Annotated in this window: 8 protein-coding genes, 1 tRNA gene and 3 rRNA genes; 4 read left to right on the forward strand and 8 right to left on the reverse strand. The window is 54.8% G+C overall.

Annotated elements, in window-relative coordinates; genetic code table 11:
* Positions 1 to 5: 5 nt before the first annotated feature.
* Positions 6 to 1,415, reverse strand: coding sequence for a diguanylate cyclase (locus DSD31_RS22595; RefSeq protein WP_004857452.1), 1,410 nt, complete (start codon positions 1,413 to 1,415; stop codon positions 6 to 8).
* Positions 1,416 to 1,830: 415 nt separating this feature from the next.
* On the opposite strand from DSD31_RS22595, the gene DSD31_RS22600 reads away from it, so the two are divergent.
* The 3 genes from DSD31_RS22600 to DSD31_RS22610 are packed head-to-tail and all read left to right on the forward strand — an operon-like array spanning position 1,831 to position 6,760.
* Positions 1,831 to 2,898: an HlyD family secretion protein gene (locus DSD31_RS22600; protein ID WP_004857450.1), complete on the forward strand. Its 1,068-nt coding sequence runs from the start codon at positions 1,831 to 1,833 to the stop codon at positions 2,896 to 2,898.
* Positions 2,895 to 5,636 (forward strand): ribosome-associated ATPase/putative transporter RbbA, encoded by a 2,742-nt coding sequence (rbbA, locus tag DSD31_RS22605; protein ID WP_064359621.1) that lies wholly within the window; start codon positions 2,895 to 2,897, stop codon positions 5,634 to 5,636. The genes DSD31_RS22600 and rbbA overlap by 4 nt, the downstream gene beginning before the upstream one ends.
* Complete coding sequence (locus DSD31_RS22610; protein ID WP_004857446.1) at positions 5,636 to 6,760, forward strand: ABC transporter permease; 1,125 nt, start codon at positions 5,636 to 5,638, stop codon at positions 6,758 to 6,760. The genes rbbA and DSD31_RS22610 overlap by 1 nt, the downstream gene beginning before the upstream one ends.
* Positions 6,761 to 6,814: 54 nt before the next feature.
* Here DSD31_RS22610 and DSD31_RS22615 read toward each other — a convergent pair whose 3' ends face one another.
* The 5 genes from DSD31_RS22615 to DSD31_RS22640 form a co-directional block, all read right to left on the reverse strand.
* Entirely contained in the window at positions 6,815 to 7,132 is a 318-nt protein-coding gene (locus tag DSD31_RS22615; RefSeq protein ID WP_064357568.1) for a hypothetical protein, read from the reverse strand.
* A gap of 799 nt (positions 7,133 to 7,931) precedes the next feature.
* Positions 7,932 to 8,047 (reverse strand): 5S ribosomal RNA (gene rrf, locus DSD31_RS22625).
* A gap of 93 nt (positions 8,048 to 8,140) precedes the next feature.
* Positions 8,141 to 11,047: ribosomal RNA gene (locus tag DSD31_RS22630) — 23S ribosomal RNA — on the reverse strand.
* Positions 11,048 to 11,266: 219 nt separating this feature from the next.
* Positions 11,267 to 11,342: transfer RNA gene (locus tag DSD31_RS22635), tRNA-Glu, on the reverse strand.
* 85 nt (positions 11,343 to 11,427) lie between these two features.
* Positions 11,428 to 12,967, reverse strand: a 16S ribosomal RNA gene (locus tag DSD31_RS22640).
* Together the 16S, 23S and 5S rRNA genes with 1 tRNA gene alongside form the textbook arrangement of a ribosomal RNA operon.
* Positions 12,968 to 13,589: 622 nt before the next feature.
* Between DSD31_RS22640 and DSD31_RS22645 the strand changes: the two genes are divergently transcribed.
* Positions 13,590 to 14,711 carry a ribosomal protein uL16 3-hydroxylase gene (locus DSD31_RS22645; RefSeq protein ID WP_004857441.1) on the forward strand — a complete coding sequence of 374 codons (1,122 nt, stop codon included), beginning with the start codon at positions 13,590 to 13,592 and terminating at the stop codon, positions 14,709 to 14,711.
* Between the two features lie 56 nt (positions 14,712 to 14,767).
* On the opposite strand, the gene DSD31_RS22650 is transcribed toward DSD31_RS22645, so the two are convergent.
* On the reverse strand, positions 14,768 to 16,219 hold the full coding sequence (locus DSD31_RS22650; protein WP_004857437.1) for a Cu(+)/Ag(+) sensor histidine kinase: 1,452 nt from the start codon (positions 16,217 to 16,219) through the stop codon (positions 14,768 to 14,770).
* The gene (locus DSD31_RS22655; protein WP_004857434.1) at positions 16,209 to 16,892 is read right to left on the reverse strand and encodes a copper/silver response regulator transcription factor; all 684 of its coding nucleotides are present in this window, start codon (positions 16,890 to 16,892) and stop codon (positions 16,209 to 16,211) included. The genes DSD31_RS22650 and DSD31_RS22655 overlap by 11 nt, the downstream gene beginning before the upstream one ends.
* Positions 16,893 to 16,929: the final 37 nt, after the last annotated feature.

Consider the following 16,929-nt stretch of genomic DNA (forward strand, 5'->3'; position numbering starts at 1 on the left):
ACGCTTTAATGCTGCGGGTCCTGCTCAACCTGGTGCATCTTCACGCAGTCGCGTCCGCTGCGCTTGGCCACGTACAGCGCACTGTCAGCGTCGCGCAGCAGCCGATTATAGTCCGGATGGCCGGTATGCACGGCGAAGCCGGCGCTGGTGGTAATGGCGATATTCGTCTCGCCGCCGACATTAAACGGGAGCTGGCTGATGCTTTTACGTAAGCGCTCAAGGAGCGCAAAAGCCTCGGCCGCGCCGGTTTCCACCAGAACCAGCAGAAACTCTTCGCCGCCGTAGCGAAAGATATAATCGCTGGAGCGGATGTTATTGCTGAGCAGATCGGCAACGTGCTTGATTGCCCGGTCGCCCACCATATGACCCCAGTTATCATTAATCTCTTTAAAATGATCGATATCGACAATCGCCACCGTCATCGGCAGTTCATGCTCCATGGCGAGCGTGACCTCATGCTTGAGGACGACCGGCAGATAGCGGCGGTTGAGCAGGCTGGTCAGGGAGTCTTTACCGTTCTGCATCTGCGACAGACTGCTGAAGATGACCCCGAGCTGGCTGCTGATTTTCTGGCAAAGGATGTGGATGCTCTGGAGCAAAGTTTGCGTATTTTTATATTCAGCGCCGCTGTCTGAGGATTTCCAGCCGATGATCAAATTGTCTACCTGCGTAATCAAGTCGGCGATCTCTTCCATCTGCGCGTTCTTGTTAAAATAACGCACGCATTTATGACGGAACCACAGGCCAAACTCAGATTCAGATAATAACGTCCCGTTAATATCGTTCTTATTTTCACTGACAATATTAAAAATCGCGCTATTTTCCCAGCCGGAGAGCGAGGCCTGCTGTTTGCCATATTCCATTGGCACATTATCCATCAGGCTATACAGACGATAGGCTTCTTCATTTTTCGTCGCCCGATAGTGCGATAAGGTGTAGGCATGGCACATCATCTCGATCGCCATATTAATCGCCATCACCGCGTAGTGGATGGTCGCAAGGCCGGTCTGGTGGTCAATCTTATCGTTATCCCGCACATATTCAATCAGCCCGGCCTTAAGCTGGCGTGCGCCGCGCAGTACGGCCTCAGCGGGGATGCCGATGCGCGCATGAATACTGCCGATATGATATTGCCTTTCTGCCAGCGCCTGCAGCTGCTCTTTCTCGCTGGTCAAAATGTCGTTGACCCACACGGCCAGTGAACGGCTAAGACGTTCCTGAACCAGATCGTAAGTCAGATGGCGGGCGATATCAGGATCCTGAAAAATGAAGTCATAAAAACGAGCGGCCAGAGCTTCAGACTGCTCAGCGGCAATATTTTTAAGAATCGCCTTCACTTCCGGCTTCAGGCCGTCATACAACGGCAACCACTCCTTAAAAATAACTGAGATATATTTTTTGCTTTCATCGCTCATGAAATAAAGCACTCGCCGACATAGGTCTATTTTCAAGGCCGCAAATCATACAACAGTTCGCCCAGGTCAACCAGATTAAAAATGCAGCAGCCGGGCTTTCCCCTCTCCTGTCCGACCGTTTGCGGTGATTGGCGCTGCGACATCAATAACCCATGTTTATCGTATGGACATACTCACGGTAAATGCTAGTATCCCATAGACAGTAGCTATATTTATGCGTGTTTCATTTAAGGCCAGGATTGCTGATGATGACCACATTCGTAGCACATCTATTTCACCGGGTAGTCGCGCAGCTGGACGTGCGCGCCGGTCGGCCTTGCCCCTCCCCACCTCTGCCTTACAAAGGGATAACGCTCCGTACAACGGAGGGAAGAGACGCGCATCACTCAGCAATATGGAACAGAGCGAGTAGCGTATGGACAAAATCAAACAGCACTGGGCCTGGTGCCTTATCGGCCTGCTGGCGGTTATCGCCGCCCTGATATGGTGGGCATTACGTCCGCCGGGACTTCCGCAGGGCTTTGCCAGCAGCAACGGCAGAATAGAAGCCACTGAGGTGGATATCGCCACCAAAACTGCCGGACGCATCGACGCCATTCTGGTCAAAGAGGGGCAGTTTGTTCACAAGGGCGAGGTGCTGGCGCGGATGGATATTCGGGTGCTGAACGAACAGCGCCTCGAAGCGGCCGCCCAGATTAAAGAGGCGCAAAGCGCGGTCGCCGCCGCCAAAGCGCTGCTCGATCAGCGACAAAGCGAAATGCGCGCCACCGAAGCGGTGGTGAAGCAGCGGCAGGCGGAGCTGAACTCCACCGCGAAACGCCACGTGCGCTCCAGCGCGCTGTCGCAGCGCGGCGCGGTGTCAGCCCAGCAGCTTGACGACGATCGGGCGGCAGCGGAAAGCGCCCGGGCAGCGCTCGAATCCGCCAGAGCCCAGGTCTCAGCGGCAAAAGCGGCAATTGAAGCCGCCCGTACCAGCATTATTCAGGCCCAGACCCGCGTTGATGCCGCGCAGGCAACCGAACGGCGCATCCTTGCCGATATTGACGATAGTGAACTCAAAGCGCCACGCGACGGCCGCATTCAGTATCGCGTCGCCGAACCGGGCGAAGTGCTGGCCGCCGGCGGTCGGGTACTGAATATGGTTGACCTCTCCGATGTCTATATGACCTTCTTCCTGCCTACCGAGCAGGCAGGCTTGCTGGCACTGGGTAGCGAAGCACGCATCGTGCTCGACGCGGCCCCGGGCCTGGTGGTGCCTGCTCATATCAGCTTTGTCGCCAGCGTCGCGCAGTTTACGCCAAAGACGGTAGAAACCAGCGATGAACGCCTGAAGCTGATGTTCCGCGTGAAGGCCCGCATCCCGCCGGAGCTGCTGGAGCAGCACCTGGAGTATGTGAAAACCGGTCTGCCCGGTATGGCGTATGTTCGCCTGGATAGCCAGCGGGCGTGGCCCGATACGCTCACGGTGAGGTTACCGCAATGAGAGGCGTTCAGCAGGATACTCACCCACCGGTCGCCCTGCTGGAACACGTCGGCCAGCGCTTTGGTGCCACCGTCGCGCTGCGGGATATCACGCTAAGCATCCCCGCTCGTCAGATGGTCGGTCTGATCGGCCCTGATGGCGTCGGTAAATCCAGCTTACTGTCGCTGATTTCCGGTGCGCGGGTCATTGAACAGGGTAACGTGATGGTGCTCGGTGGCGATATGCGCGATGCGCGTCACCGCCGGGATGTTTGCCCCAAAATCGCCTGGATGCCGCAGGGGCTAGGCAAAAACCTCTATCACACTCTGTCGGTATATGAAAACGTCGATTTCTTTGCCCGTCTGTTTGGTCATGACAAAGCCGAACGCGAGAACCGCATCGATGAACTCCTGCGCAGCACCGGACTGGCCCCTTTCCGCGATCGCCCTGCCGGGAAATTATCCGGCGGGATGAAGCAGAAGCTCGGCCTGTGCTGCGCGCTGATCCATGATCCGCAGCTGTTGATCCTTGATGAACCGACGACCGGCGTTGACCCGCTTTCTCGCGCCCAGTTCTGGGAGCTGATTAACAGCATCCGCCAGCGCCAGCCGGAGATGAGCGTACTGGTCGCTACGGCCTATATGGAAGAGGCGGAACGCTTCGACTGGCTGGTAGCCATGAACGCGGGGGAAGTACTGGCAACCGGCAGTGCCGAAGAACTTAAAGCGCAAACCCACAGTCAGACCCTGGAGCAGGCGTTTATCGCCCTGCTGCCGGAAGCCCAGCGCAAGGCGCATAAAGAGGTGATCATTGCGCCGCGTAACGCCCAGGAAAATGACATCGCGATTGAAGCCCGCGGCCTGACCATGCGCTTCGGCAACTTCGTGGCGGTCGATCACGTGAACTTCCGCATCGCGCGCGGCGAGATTTTTGGTTTCCTCGGTTCGAACGGTTGCGGTAAATCAACCACCATGAAAATGCTGACCGGCCTGCTGCCCGCCAGCGAAGGCGAAGCCTGGCTATTTGGTCAGCCGGTCAATCCCAGGGATATCGAAACCCGTCGCCGCGTCGGCTATATGTCGCAGGCGTTCTCCCTCTACAGCGAATTGACCGTCAGGCAGAACCTCGAACTGCACGCCCGTTTATTTCACATTCCGGATGCCGAGATCCCCGCTCGGGTGGCGGAAATGAGCCAGCGTTTTATGTTAACGGAGGTCGAAGATGCGCTGCCCGCCTCTCTGCCGTTAGGCATTCGTCAGCGCCTTTCGCTTGCCGTGGCGGTGATCCATCGTCCGGAAATGCTGATCCTTGATGAACCGACTTCCGGCGTCGATCCGGTCGCCAGGGATATGTTCTGGCAGCTGATGGTCGATCTCGCCCGTCAGGATCGGGTAACGATTTTTATCTCGACCCACTTTATGAATGAAGCCGAGCGCTGCGATCGCATTTCGCTAATGCACGCCGGGAAGGTACTGGCCAGCGACACGCCGCAGGCGCTGGTTGCGCAGCGCGGCGCGGCGAACCTTGAAGAGGCGTTTATCGCCTGGCTACAGGATGCCCAGCGGCCCGTCGAACAAATACCGCCCGCCCCGCCGGTTAGCTCTCCCGCCGGAACGACGGCCCCGCGCCAGGCGTTCAGCCTGCGCCGACTGTTTAGCTACAGCCGACGTGAAGCGCTGGAGCTGCGGCGCGATCCGGTACGTTCGACTCTGGCGCTGTTGGGTACCGTGATTCTGATGTTCATCATGGGATATGGCATTAGTATGGATGTGGAAGATCTGCGCTTCGCGGTCCTCGATCGCGACCAGACTCTCAGCAGTCAGGGCTGGTCGCAGAATATCGCCGGTTCGCGCTACTTCATTGAGCAACCGCCGCTGCAGAGCTATGACCAACTGGACAGGCGGATGCGCAACGGCGAACTGGCCGTCGCCATTGAAATTCCACCTGATTTCGGCCGCAATATTGCCCGCGGTACGCCGGTAAAAATTGGCGTCTGGGTGGACGGCGCGATGCCTAACCGGGCTGAGACGGTACGCGGCTACGTCCAGGCGATGCATCTGGCCTGGCTGCAGGAGATGGCCGGACGGCAGGCGACGCCCGGTCGCGATACGTCGCTGATATCCATTGAGACGCGCTATCGCTATAACCCGGACGTGAAAAGCCTGCCGGCCATTGTTCCGGCGGTGATCCCGCTGCTGTTGATGATGATCCCAGCGATGCTCAGCGCGCTGAGCGTGGTCCGTGAAAAAGAGCTTGGTTCAATCATCAATCTGTACGTCACGCCGACGACCCGCAGCGAGTTTTTACTGGGCAAGCAGCTGCCGTATATCGCGCTGGGTATGTTTAACTTCCTCCTGCTGTGCGCGCTGTCAGTCGTGGTGTTTGGCGTGGCGCATAAGGGCAGTTTTCTGACCCTGACGCTGGCGGCGCTGCTCTATGTCACCATCGCCACCGGGTTGGGGCTGCTGATCTCGACCTTTATGAAAAGCCAGATTGCGGCCATCTTCGGCACCGCCATTATTACGCTGATACCGGCCACGCAGTTTTCCGGCATGATTGACCCGGTCGCTTCGCTGGAGGGGCCAGGGCGCTGGATTGGGCAGATTTACCCGACCAGCCACTTCCTGACCATTGCCCGCGGCACATTCTCAAAAGCCCTGAGCCTGACCGATCTGTGGGCGTCCTTTATACCGCTGCTGATTGCCATCCCGCTGGTGCTCGGCCTCAGCGTGTGGCTGCTGAAAAAACAGGAGGGATGATGCGCGGATTACGCAATATTTATAATCTCGGCGTCAAAGAGCTGCGCAGCCTGCTCGGCGATAAGGCGATGCTGACCTTAATCCTGTTCGCCTTTACCGTGTCGGTCTATTCCTCAGCGACCGTGATGCCGGGGTCGCTGCATCTGGCGCCTGTCGCGATTGCCGATATGGATAAATCGCAGCTCTCTTCGCGTATTATCAACGGCTTTTATCGGCCGTGGTTTTTACCGCCTGAGCTGATCAATGAAGATGAGATGGATGCCGGGCTGGATGCCGGGAACTATACTTTTGCCATTAATATTCCGCCCAACTTTCAGCGTGATGTGCTCGCCGGACGGCAGCCGGAAATTCAGGTGAACGTCGATGCCACGCGTATGAGTCAGGCGTTTACCGGCAATGGCTATATCCAGAATATCATTAGCGGGGAGGTGAACAGCTTCGTGGCTCGCTACCGGGGTAATGATACCCTGCCGGTCGAGCTGGCGGTGCGCATGCGCTTTAACCCCAATCTCGAACAGGAGCGTTTTGGCGCGGTCATGGCCATCATCAATAACATCACCCTGCTGGCCATCGTGCTGACCGGCTCGGCGCTGATCCGCGAGCGCGAGCACGGGACAATCGAACACCTGCTGGTCATGCCGGTCACGCCATTCGAAATTATGCTGGCAAAAATCTGGTCGATGGGACTGGTGGTCCTGGTTGTTTCCGGGCTGTCGCTGCTGCTCATGGTCCAGGGGGTGCTACAGGTGCCGATTGAAGGCTCCATCCCGCTGTTTATGCTGGGCGTGGCCCTGAGCCTGTTTGCCACCACCTCAATCGGTATCTTTATGGGAACGCTGGCTCGCTCGATGCCGCAGCTGGGGCTGCTGATGATTCTGGTGCTGCTGCCGCTGCAGATGCTGTCTGGTGGGTCGACCCCGCGGGAAAGCATGCCGCAGGCGGTGCAGGATATTATGTTAACCATGCCGACCACGCATTTTGTCAGCCTGGCGCAGGCGATTCTGTATCGGGGAGCTGACTTTGCTATCGTCTGGCCGCAGTTTTTAACCCTGATGGCCATCGGCGGCGTGTTCTTTACTATTGCACTGCTACGTTTTCGTAAAACGATTGGCACAATGGCATGAGTGATGCGCGGTGGCCGTACGTCAGGTGACGGCCACCGGCGATAAGGGACGAGGTTAGTGCTTGCGGTTTATCACGCGACGTAGCAGCCAGGTAAAACCCATCGCCATGCTGAACAGGATAAAGAGCAGAACCACCCAGCTCAGCGAAATACGCACTAACGCGCTGAACGTCATCAGCGGCTGCAGGTAGACGGTAAAGGATTCGCTTACCGGTTTCCCCATCAGCAGCATTGCGCTGTCAACGGCCCAGACGCACACCCGGCAAGCAACCCAGATAATCGCCGGCCAGCACAGCAGAACCAAAAAGGTGAAGCGTTCCTGCAGGTAACGGATGAACCGTCGCACAGGCGACCATTTTAAAAGGATCTTCATTTATATTCTCATCGTGTCGCTCGATAACATTGATGCCACACCCATGAGACTGCGTGGAGTAGAGGAGGATCTCAGCGACATCGGGATAGCATTAATACTGATCGTACGCGCTACATTATATCGATATTACAGTGACACGAACTCGATCGAGTTAACAAACTGTTAATGACACTAAAACATTTTCCCTCGAAAGTCCAGTTACAACAGCACATGTCGTTAAATACAAACAAACTATTTTAATATATTGATAAATAATGATTAAAATTAAAAATATAAATCAATCAAATACTTTTAAATATAAATATGGATTTTTGGATTTATTTATTACGACAATAACAAACTCAGGAAATAATATTTAATATTAATAAATAAAGCGTCATAAAGAGAAGCGGGATATATTCTGCACCACGAGAGATGAAAAGCAGTATTTTCGCAGAATAAAAGATGAGCGTTGCAGTGAATCTCTCGTTGCGCAGTGCCTGAGTGAGGTATGACGCCTGTTTCACCATCCTGAAGGGGGGTTACGCGTGACATCTGTCCGGGATGCCCGATCGCACCTGTCTGTCAGGCCAGATTGTGTACCGACAAAAACGCAAAAAGCCCGTCGGTGAGGACGGGCTTCTGACTGATTTGATGCCTGGCCGTTTATGGCGGGCTTTCCGCCCCCCTTCGGGCCGTTGCTTCGCAACGTTCAAATCCGCTCCCGGCGGATTTGTCCTGCTCAAAGAGTCACTCTCCGACAAACAACAGATAAAACAAAAGGCCCAGTCTTTCGACTGAGCCTTTTGTTTTATTTGATGCCTGGCAGTTCCCTACTCTCACATGGGGAGACCCCACACTACCATCGGCGCTACGGCGTTTCACTTCTGAGTTCGGCATGGGGTCAGGTGGGACCACCGCGCTATCGCCGCCAGGCAAATTCTGTTTCACCCCGCATTCCTGCGCGATGATTTAATCTGTAATCAAGCTGAACATTTCGTCTCTTCGCCAAAACAGCTTCGGCGTTGTAAGGTTAAGCCTCACGGTTCATTAGTATCGGTTAGCTCAACGTATCGCTACGCTTACACACCCGACCTATCAACGTCGTCGTCTTCAACGTTCCTTCAGGACTCTCAAGGAGTCAGGGAGAACTCATCTCGGGGCAAGTTTCGTGCTTAGATGCTTTCAGCACTTATCTTTTCCGCATTTAGCTACCGGGCAATGCCATTGGCATGACAACCCGAACACCAGTGATGCGTCCACTCCGGTCCTCTCGTACTAGGAGCAGCCCCCCTCAATTCTCCAGCGCCCACGGCAGATAGGGACCGAACTGTCTCACGACGTTCTAAACCCAGCTCGCGTACCACTTTAAATGGCGAACAGCCATACCCTTGGGACCTACTTCAGCCCCAGGATGTGATGAGCCGACATCGAGGTGCCAAACACCGCCGTCGATATGAACTCTTGGGCGGTATCAGCCTGTTATCCCCGGAGTACCTTTTATCCGTTGAGCGATGGCCCTTCCATTCAGAACCACCGGATCACTATGACCTGCTTTCGCACCTGCTCGCGCCGTCACGCTCGCAGTCAAGCTAGCTTATGCCATTGCACTAACCTCCTGATGTCCGACCAGGATTAGCTAACCTTCGTGCTCCTCCGTTACTCTTTGGGAGGAGACCGCCCCAGTCAAACTACCCACCAGACACTGTCCGCAACCCGGATCACGGGTCTACGTTAGAACATCAAACATTAAAGGGTGGTATTTCAAGGTTGGCTCCATGCAGACTGGCGTCCACACTTCAAAGCCTCCCACCTATCCTACACATCAAGGCTCAATGTTCAGTGTCAAGCTATAGTAAAGGTTCACGGGGTCTTTCCGTCTTGCCGCGGGTACACTGCATCTTCACAGCGAGTTCAATTTCACTGAGTCTCGGGTGGAGACAGCCTGGCCATCATTACGCCATTCGTGCAGGTCGGAACTTACCCGACAAGGAATTTCGCTACCTTAGGACCGTTATAGTTACGGCCGCCGTTTACCGGGGCTTCGATCAAGAGCTTCTCCTTACGGATAACCCCATCAATTAACCTTCCGGCACCGGGCAGGCGTCACACCGTATACGTCCACTTTCGTGTTTGCACAGTGCTGTGTTTTTAATAAACAGTTGCAGCCAGCTGGTATCTTCGACTGATTTCGGCTCCATGAGCAAGTCACTTCACCTACCATCAGCGTGCCTTCTCCCGAAGTTACGGCACCATTTTGCCTAGTTCCTTCACCCGAGTTCTCTCAAGCGCCTTGGTATTCTCTACCTGACCACCTGTGTCGGTTTGGGGTACGATTCGTTGTTACCTGATGCTTAGAGGCTTTTCCTGGAAGCAGGGCATTTGTTACTTCAGCACCGTAGTGCCTCGTCATCACACCTCAGCGTTGAATAAACGACCGGATTTACCTAATCGTTCCGCCTACATGCTTAAACCGGGACAACCGTCGCCCGGCTAACATAGCCTTCTCCGTCCCCCCTTCGCAGTAACACCGAGTACAGGAATATTAACCTGTTTCCCATCGACTACGCCTTTCGGCCTCGCCTTAGGGGTCGACTCACCCTGCCCCGATTAACGTTGGACAGGAACCCTTGGTCTTCCGGCGAGCGGGCTTTTCACCCGCTTTATCGTTACTTATGTCAGCATTCGCACTTCTGATACCTCCAGCAACCCTCACAGGCCACCTTCAACGGCTTACAGAACGCTCCCCTACCCAACAACACATAGTGTCGCTGCCGCAGCTTCGGTGCATGGTTTAGCCCCGTTACATCTTCCGCGCAGGCCGACTCGACCAGTGAGCTATTACGCTTTCTTTAAATGATGGCTGCTTCTAAGCCAACATCCTGGCTGTCTGTGCCTTCCCACATCGTTTCCCACTTAACCATGACTTTGGGACCTTAGCTGGCGGTCTGGGTTGTTTCCCTCTTCACGACGGACGTTAGCACCCGCCGTGTGTCTCCCGTGATAACATTCTTCGGTATTCGTAGTTTGCATCGGGTTGGTAAGTCGGGATGACCCCCTAGCCGAAACAGTGCTCTACCCCCGAAGATGAGTTCACGAGGCGCTACCTAAATAGCTTTCGGGGAGAACCAGCTATCTCCCGGTTTGATTGGCCTTTCACCCCCAGCCACAAGTCATCCGCTAATTTTTCAACATTAGTCGGTTCGGTCCTCCAGTTAGTGTTACCCAACCTTCAACCTGCCCATGGCTAGATCACCGGGTTTCGGGTCTATACCCTGCAACTTAACGCCCAGTTAAGACTCGGTTTCCCTGCGGCTCCCCTATACGGTTAACCTTGCTACAGAATATAAGTCGCTGACCCATTATACAAAAGGTACGCAGTCACCTAACAAGTAGGCTCCCACTGCTTGTACGTACACGGTTTCAGGTTCTTTTTCACTCCCCTCGCCGGGGTTCTTTTCGCCTTTCCCTCACGGTACTGGTTCACTATCGGTCAGTCAGGAGTATTTAGCCTTGGAGGATGGTCCCCCCATATTCAGACAGGATACCACGTGTCCCGCCCTACTCTTCGAGTTCACAACGTGTGCATTTTAGTGTACGGGGCTATCACCCTGTACCGCCGGACTTTCCAGACCGTTCCACTAACACACGCGCTGATTCAGACTCTGGGCTGCTCCCCGTTCGCTCGCCGCTACTGGGGGAATCTCGGTTGATTTCTTTTCCTCGGGGTACTTAGATGTTTCAGTTCCCCCGGTTCGCTTCGTTAAGCTATGTATTCACTTAACGATAGTGCAACGAATTGCACTGGGTTTCCCCATTCGGAAATCGCCGGTTATAACGGTTCATATCACCTTACCGACGCTTATCGCAGATTAGCACGTCCTTCATCGCCTCTGACTGCCAGGGCATCCACCGTGTACGCTTAGTCGCTTAACCTCACAACCCGAAACTGTTTCGTAAAACAGTCCGCGTTGCGAAAATTTGAGAGACTCGAACACACCGCTTTTTCCTCTCTTATTACGGAGAAAGGAAACAGTGTGTCGTTTCAATTTTCAGCTTGATCCAGATTTTTAAAGAGCAAATATCTCAAACGTGATTCCTGAGAATCAGTTTTGAGATATGGAGGTCGGCGACTTTCACTCACGAACCAGCAAGTGGCGTCCCCTAGGGGATTCGAACCCCTGTTACCGCCGTGAAAGGGCGGTGTCCTGGGCCTCTAGACGAAGGGGACACTGAAGTCTCAATCGCAAGACGCCTTGCTATTTACTTTTCATCAGACAATCTGTGTGAGCACTACAAAGGCAGGTTCTTTCAGGTAAGGAGGTGATCCAACCGCAGGTTCCCCTACGGTTACCTTGTTACGACTTCACCCCAGTCATGAATCACAAAGTGGTAAGCGCCCTCCCGAAGGTTAAGCTACCTACTTCTTTTGCAACCCACTCCCATGGTGTGACGGGCGGTGTGTACAAGGCCCGGGAACGTATTCACCGTAGCATTCTGATCTACGATTACTAGCGATTCCGACTTCATGGAGTCGAGTTGCAGACTCCAATCCGGACTACGACATACTTTATGAGGTCCGCTTGCTCTCGCGAGGTCGCTTCTCTTTGTATATGCCATTGTAGCACGTGTGTAGCCCTACTCGTAAGGGCCATGATGACTTGACGTCATCCCCACCTTCCTCCAGTTTATCACTGGCAGTCTCCTTTGAGTTCCCGACCGAATCGCTGGCAACAAAGGATAAGGGTTGCGCTCGTTGCGGGACTTAACCCAACATTTCACAACACGAGCTGACGACAGCCATGCAGCACCTGTCTCAGAGTTCCCGAAGGCACCAAAGCATCTCTGCTAAGTTCTCTGGATGTCAAGAGTAGGTAAGGTTCTTCGCGTTGCATCGAATTAAACCACATGCTCCACCGCTTGTGCGGGCCCCCGTCAATTCATTTGAGTTTTAACCTTGCGGCCGTACTCCCCAGGCGGTCGACTTAACGCGTTAGCTCCGGAAGCCACTCCTCAAGGGAACAACCTCCAAGTCGACATCGTTTACAGCGTGGACTACCAGGGTATCTAATCCTGTTTGCTCCCCACGCTTTCGCACCTGAGCGTCAGTCTTTGTCCAGGGGGCCGCCTTCGCCACCGGTATTCCTCCAGATCTCTACGCATTTCACCGCTACACCTGGAATTCTACCCCCCTCTACAAGACTCTAGCCTGCCAGTTTCGGATGCAGTTCCCAGGTTGAGCCCGGGGATTTCACATCCGACTTGACAGACCGCCTGCGTGCGCTTTACGCCCAGTAATTCCGATTAACGCTTGCACCCTCCGTATTACCGCGGCTGCTGGCACGGAGTTAGCCGGTGCTTCTTCTGCGAGTAACGTCAATCATCAAGGTTATTAACCTTAATGCCTTCCTCCTCGCTGAAAGTACTTTACAACCCGAAGGCCTTCTTCATACACGCGGCATGGCTGCATCAGGCTTGCGCCCATTGTGCAATATTCCCCACTGCTGCCTCCCGTAGGAGTCTGGACCGTGTCTCAGTTCCAGTGTGGCTGGTCATCCTCTCAGACCAGCTAGGGATCGTCGCCTAGGTGAGCCATTACCCCACCTACTAGCTAATCCCATCTGGGCACATCTGATGGCATGAGGCCCGAAGGTCCCCCACTTTGGTCTTGCGACGTTATGCGGTATTAGCTACCGTTTCCAGTAGTTATCCCCCTCCATCAGGCAGTTTCCCAGACATTACTCACCCGTCCGCCGCTCGTCACCCGAGAGCAAGCTCTCTGTGCTACCGCTCGACTTGCATGTGTTAGGCCTGCCGCCAGCGTTCAATCTGAGCCATGATCAAACTCTTCAATTTAAGTTTGATGCTCGTGAATTAAACTTCGTAATGAATTACGTGTTCACTCAGAGACTTGGTATTCATTTTTCGTCCGAGGACGTTAAGAATCCATGTCACTTTGAGTGCCCACACAGATTGTCTGATAAATTGTTAAAGAGCAGTGCGACGGCGCTGAGCGCTCTGTCGCGAGGTGGCGTATATTACGCTTTCCTCTTTCAGAGTCAACCCTGAATTTCAGAATTTTTTCTCTGCCGACCCGGCTTAATCTGTGAACTCGTTCACGTTTGCCGTGTCAGTGGGAGCGCATTATAGGGAGTTTTGTTTGCATGGCAAGCCTTAAAATACAAAAAACTTATCAAACGCTCATTATTTGAACTTTCTCGTTTTCTCCCCGGTGGCCCTGAAACGGAGAAACCCAGTATCCACGCGGCTTACAGCGGTAACAAGGCCAAATCCTGCTCGGTGTAAAAAAGCGCGCGCGGTATGGGTCATCGCCATTTTTCCACCTCTCTTTCTTTACTCCTCTCACCGCGTACCGTCGCAGATGGCGAATTAAGCGGCTGTATTGACTCATGACAAAGCGCCGCTGGCCGACTCCTTTCTATAATCAGGCCCGTTTCTACATTACTGGTGTGAACCTATGGCTTATCAACTGAACATCAACTGGCCCGAGTTTTTAGAGAAGTACTGGCAAAAGCAGCCGGTGGTATTAAAGAATGCTTTCCCGGACTTCGTCGATCCGATTACGCCGGATGAGCTGGCCGGTCTGGCCATGGAACCAGAAGTCGACAGTCGCCTGGTGAGCCTGGTTAACGACCGTTGGCAGGCGAGCAACGGACCGTTTGAACATTTTGACGGCCTGGGCGAGAGCGGCTGGTCTCTGCTGGCGCAGGCGGTAAACCACTGGCATATGCCGGCTGCTGAGTTGGTACGTCCCTTCCGCGTTCTGCCGGACTGGCGCCTCGACGATCTGATGATCTCCTTCTCCGTCCCCGGCGGCGGCGTTGGCCCGCATATCGATCAGTATGATGTCTTTATTATTCAGGGAATGGGCAGCCGTCGCTGGCGCGTGGGCGACAAGCTGCCAATGCGCCAGTTCTGTCCGCACCCGGCGCTGCTGCATGTCGATCCTTTCCCGCCAATCATTGATGAAGATCTGGCGCCAGGCGATATCCTCTATATCCCGCCGGGATTCCCGCACGATGGCGTTACCCACGAAACCGCGCTGAACTACTCCGTCGGCTTCCGGGGTCCTAATGGTCGCGATCTCATCAGTAGCTTTGCCGATTACGCGCTGGAAAACGATCTCGGCGGCGAGCACTACAGCGATCCGGACCTCACCTGCCGTGAGCATCCCGGCCGCGTGGAAGAGTATGAGCTCGAGCGCTTGCAGTCGATGATGATCGACATGATTAAGCAACCGGAAGACTTTAAGCAGTGGTTCGGCCGCTTTGCGACCACCCCGCGCCATGAGCTGGACATTGCCCCGGCCGAACCGCCGTATACTGAAGAGGACGTTGTGGATGCGCTGACGGGGGGTGAAAAGCTGTGCCGCCTGAGCGGACTACGAGTTCTGCATATCGGCGACAGCTTCTTTGTCAACAGCGAGCAGCTGGAAACAACCGACGCGAATGCGCTGGACGCTCTGTGCCGGTATACCACTGTGGGTCAGGGCGAGCTGGGCGAAGCGCTACAGAATCCGGCATTTGTGGCGGAACTCGTCCGCCTGATCAATCAGGGCTACTGGTACTTCGAAGAGTAATCCCGCTGCCCCGCACGGGTCTACCCGAAAGCCTGGTTTTGCCAGGCTTTCGCCGTTTATGGCATCTGTTTTGGCAAGGTCAGGATAAAGCGCGTTGAGCGGCTATCGGACTCCACCACCACGCTGCCGTGATGCGCGGTGACAATAGACTTCACGATCGCAAGGCCAATACCGCTCCCCTCACCTTTACGCTGCCGGGAAGGATCGACGCGATAAAAACGGTCGAACAGCCGAGGCAAGTGCTCAGGCGCAATCGGCGCCCCCGGATTTTCCACCACCAGCTTCGCCTGCCCGGCGCTTTCGCTGACCTGAATCGTCACCGCCTGCTGACCCGGCGTGTAGCGAATGGCGTTCGACAGCAGGTTGCTGATTGCCCGCCGCAGCATCAGCGGGTCGCCGTTCACCCAGCATGCATTTCCCGTAAAACGCAGCGTCACCTCTTTCTCCTCCGCCCAGGCTTCAAAGAAGTCGAACACTTTATTGACCTCATCGGCCAGGTTCAGGGTTTTCTGCTCGGGGATCAGCTGATTATTATCCGCCTGCGCCAGAAACAGCATATCGCTCACCATCCGCGACATCCGCGAAAACTCTTCCAGGCTGGAGTACAGCACATCTTCCAGCTCTTTCTGGCTGCGGGTCTGACTGAGGGCGATTTCCGTTTGCGTCACCAGGTTGGTAATCGGCGTGCGGATCTCATGGGCAATATCGGCAGAAAAGTTGGACTGGCGAGTGAAGACATCTTCAATACGTTCCAGCATATGGTTAAACGAAATCACCAGCCGCTCCAGCTCCACCGGAACACTCCCGGGATTTAACCGTACGTCGAGATCTTTGGACGTGATGTTTTGGATCTGCCGGCTGACCTGGCGGATCGGTTTGTGTCCTTGATAAACCACGAACAGCACAATAAAGATGATAAGAATGCTGATCACCGACGCCGCCGAAATCAGTTTCGCCTTCAGTTCGTTAATATAGTGCAGGTGGAAATCAATCGATAACGCCATCAGCAGGTAATAAGCCGGTTTGCCCTCCGCCGTTTTGCCGAGCGGCAGCATAATCAGCCGCCAGGCGCTGCTTTGCAGTTGATGGTTATCATGCGTCATCGCCCGCGGATGCGGATCGCTCCACGAGATCACACTCCCGTCCTGCAGGCGAGCCACCAGCCCGGGGGTGTTCATGATATGGCTCAGATCCGGGCCATTCGGCGACTGGAAAAGCGTCTGTCCGTTAGCATCATCGAGGCAGATAAAGACGTTGGCGTAGCCATCAATGACGTTTTTCACGATGTCCAGGCGCTGGGCCTGCGGATAGTCGCCGTGGTTTAGCACCGTTTCAAGCGTTGTCGCGAGCTGCTTTAAGTCGTGAACGTCACGCTCCTCAAAGTGCGCTTTTACCGAATGGATCATTATCCAGGTGAAGGCAAAGAACGCCACGATCGTGGCCAGGCTGATAAAAAAAGTCAGCCGCGAAGCCAGCGAAAAGGGCCGCGGAAACCACTTACTCAACATCCGGGACCTCGAGCATATAGCCCACGCCGCGCACGGTCTGGATAAGCTTCGGTTCAAAGTCATTATCGATTTTAGCCCGCAGCCGTTTGACCGCCACGTCGATGGCATTGGTATCGCTATCAAAGTTCATGTCCCAGACCTGGGATGCAATCAGCGACCGGGGCAGGACTTCTCCCTGATGACGCAGAAAGAACTCCAGCAGCGTGAACTCTTTGCTGGTCAGGGTGATACGCGTTCCGCCGCGGGTCACTTTACGGCTCACCAGATCGACGAACAGATCCGCCGCCTGAAACTGGCTTTCAACCATGGTCGACGCACCGCGGCGCAGCAAGGTTCTGACCCGCGCCAGCAGCTCGGCAAAGGCAAAGGGCTTCACCAGATAGTCGTCCGCGCCCAGCTCCAGTCCCTTGACCCGATGCTCAACGGTGCCCAGAGCCGTCAGCAGCAGGACGGGCACCCCTTTATTGGCGGCGCGCAGCATTCTGACAATATCCCAGCCATTCACATCGGGCAGCATAATATCGAGAATCAACAGGTCATAATCGCCGGTCATCGCCAGGTGATAGCCGTTCAGACCATTATCGGCCAGGTCGACGACAAAACCGGACTCCGTTAGCCCTTTGGTCAGGTACTCCCCGGTTTTTTTCTCATCTTCGACGATCAAAATCTTCATGACATGCTCCTTCACGCGCCTTTTGTGCGGGTTTCCA

The sequence above is a fragment of the Klebsiella sp. X13 genome (assembly GCF_003323835.1).
GTDB classification, from domain to species: Bacteria; Pseudomonadota; Gammaproteobacteria; order Enterobacterales; family Enterobacteriaceae; genus Klebsiella; species Klebsiella ornithinolytica.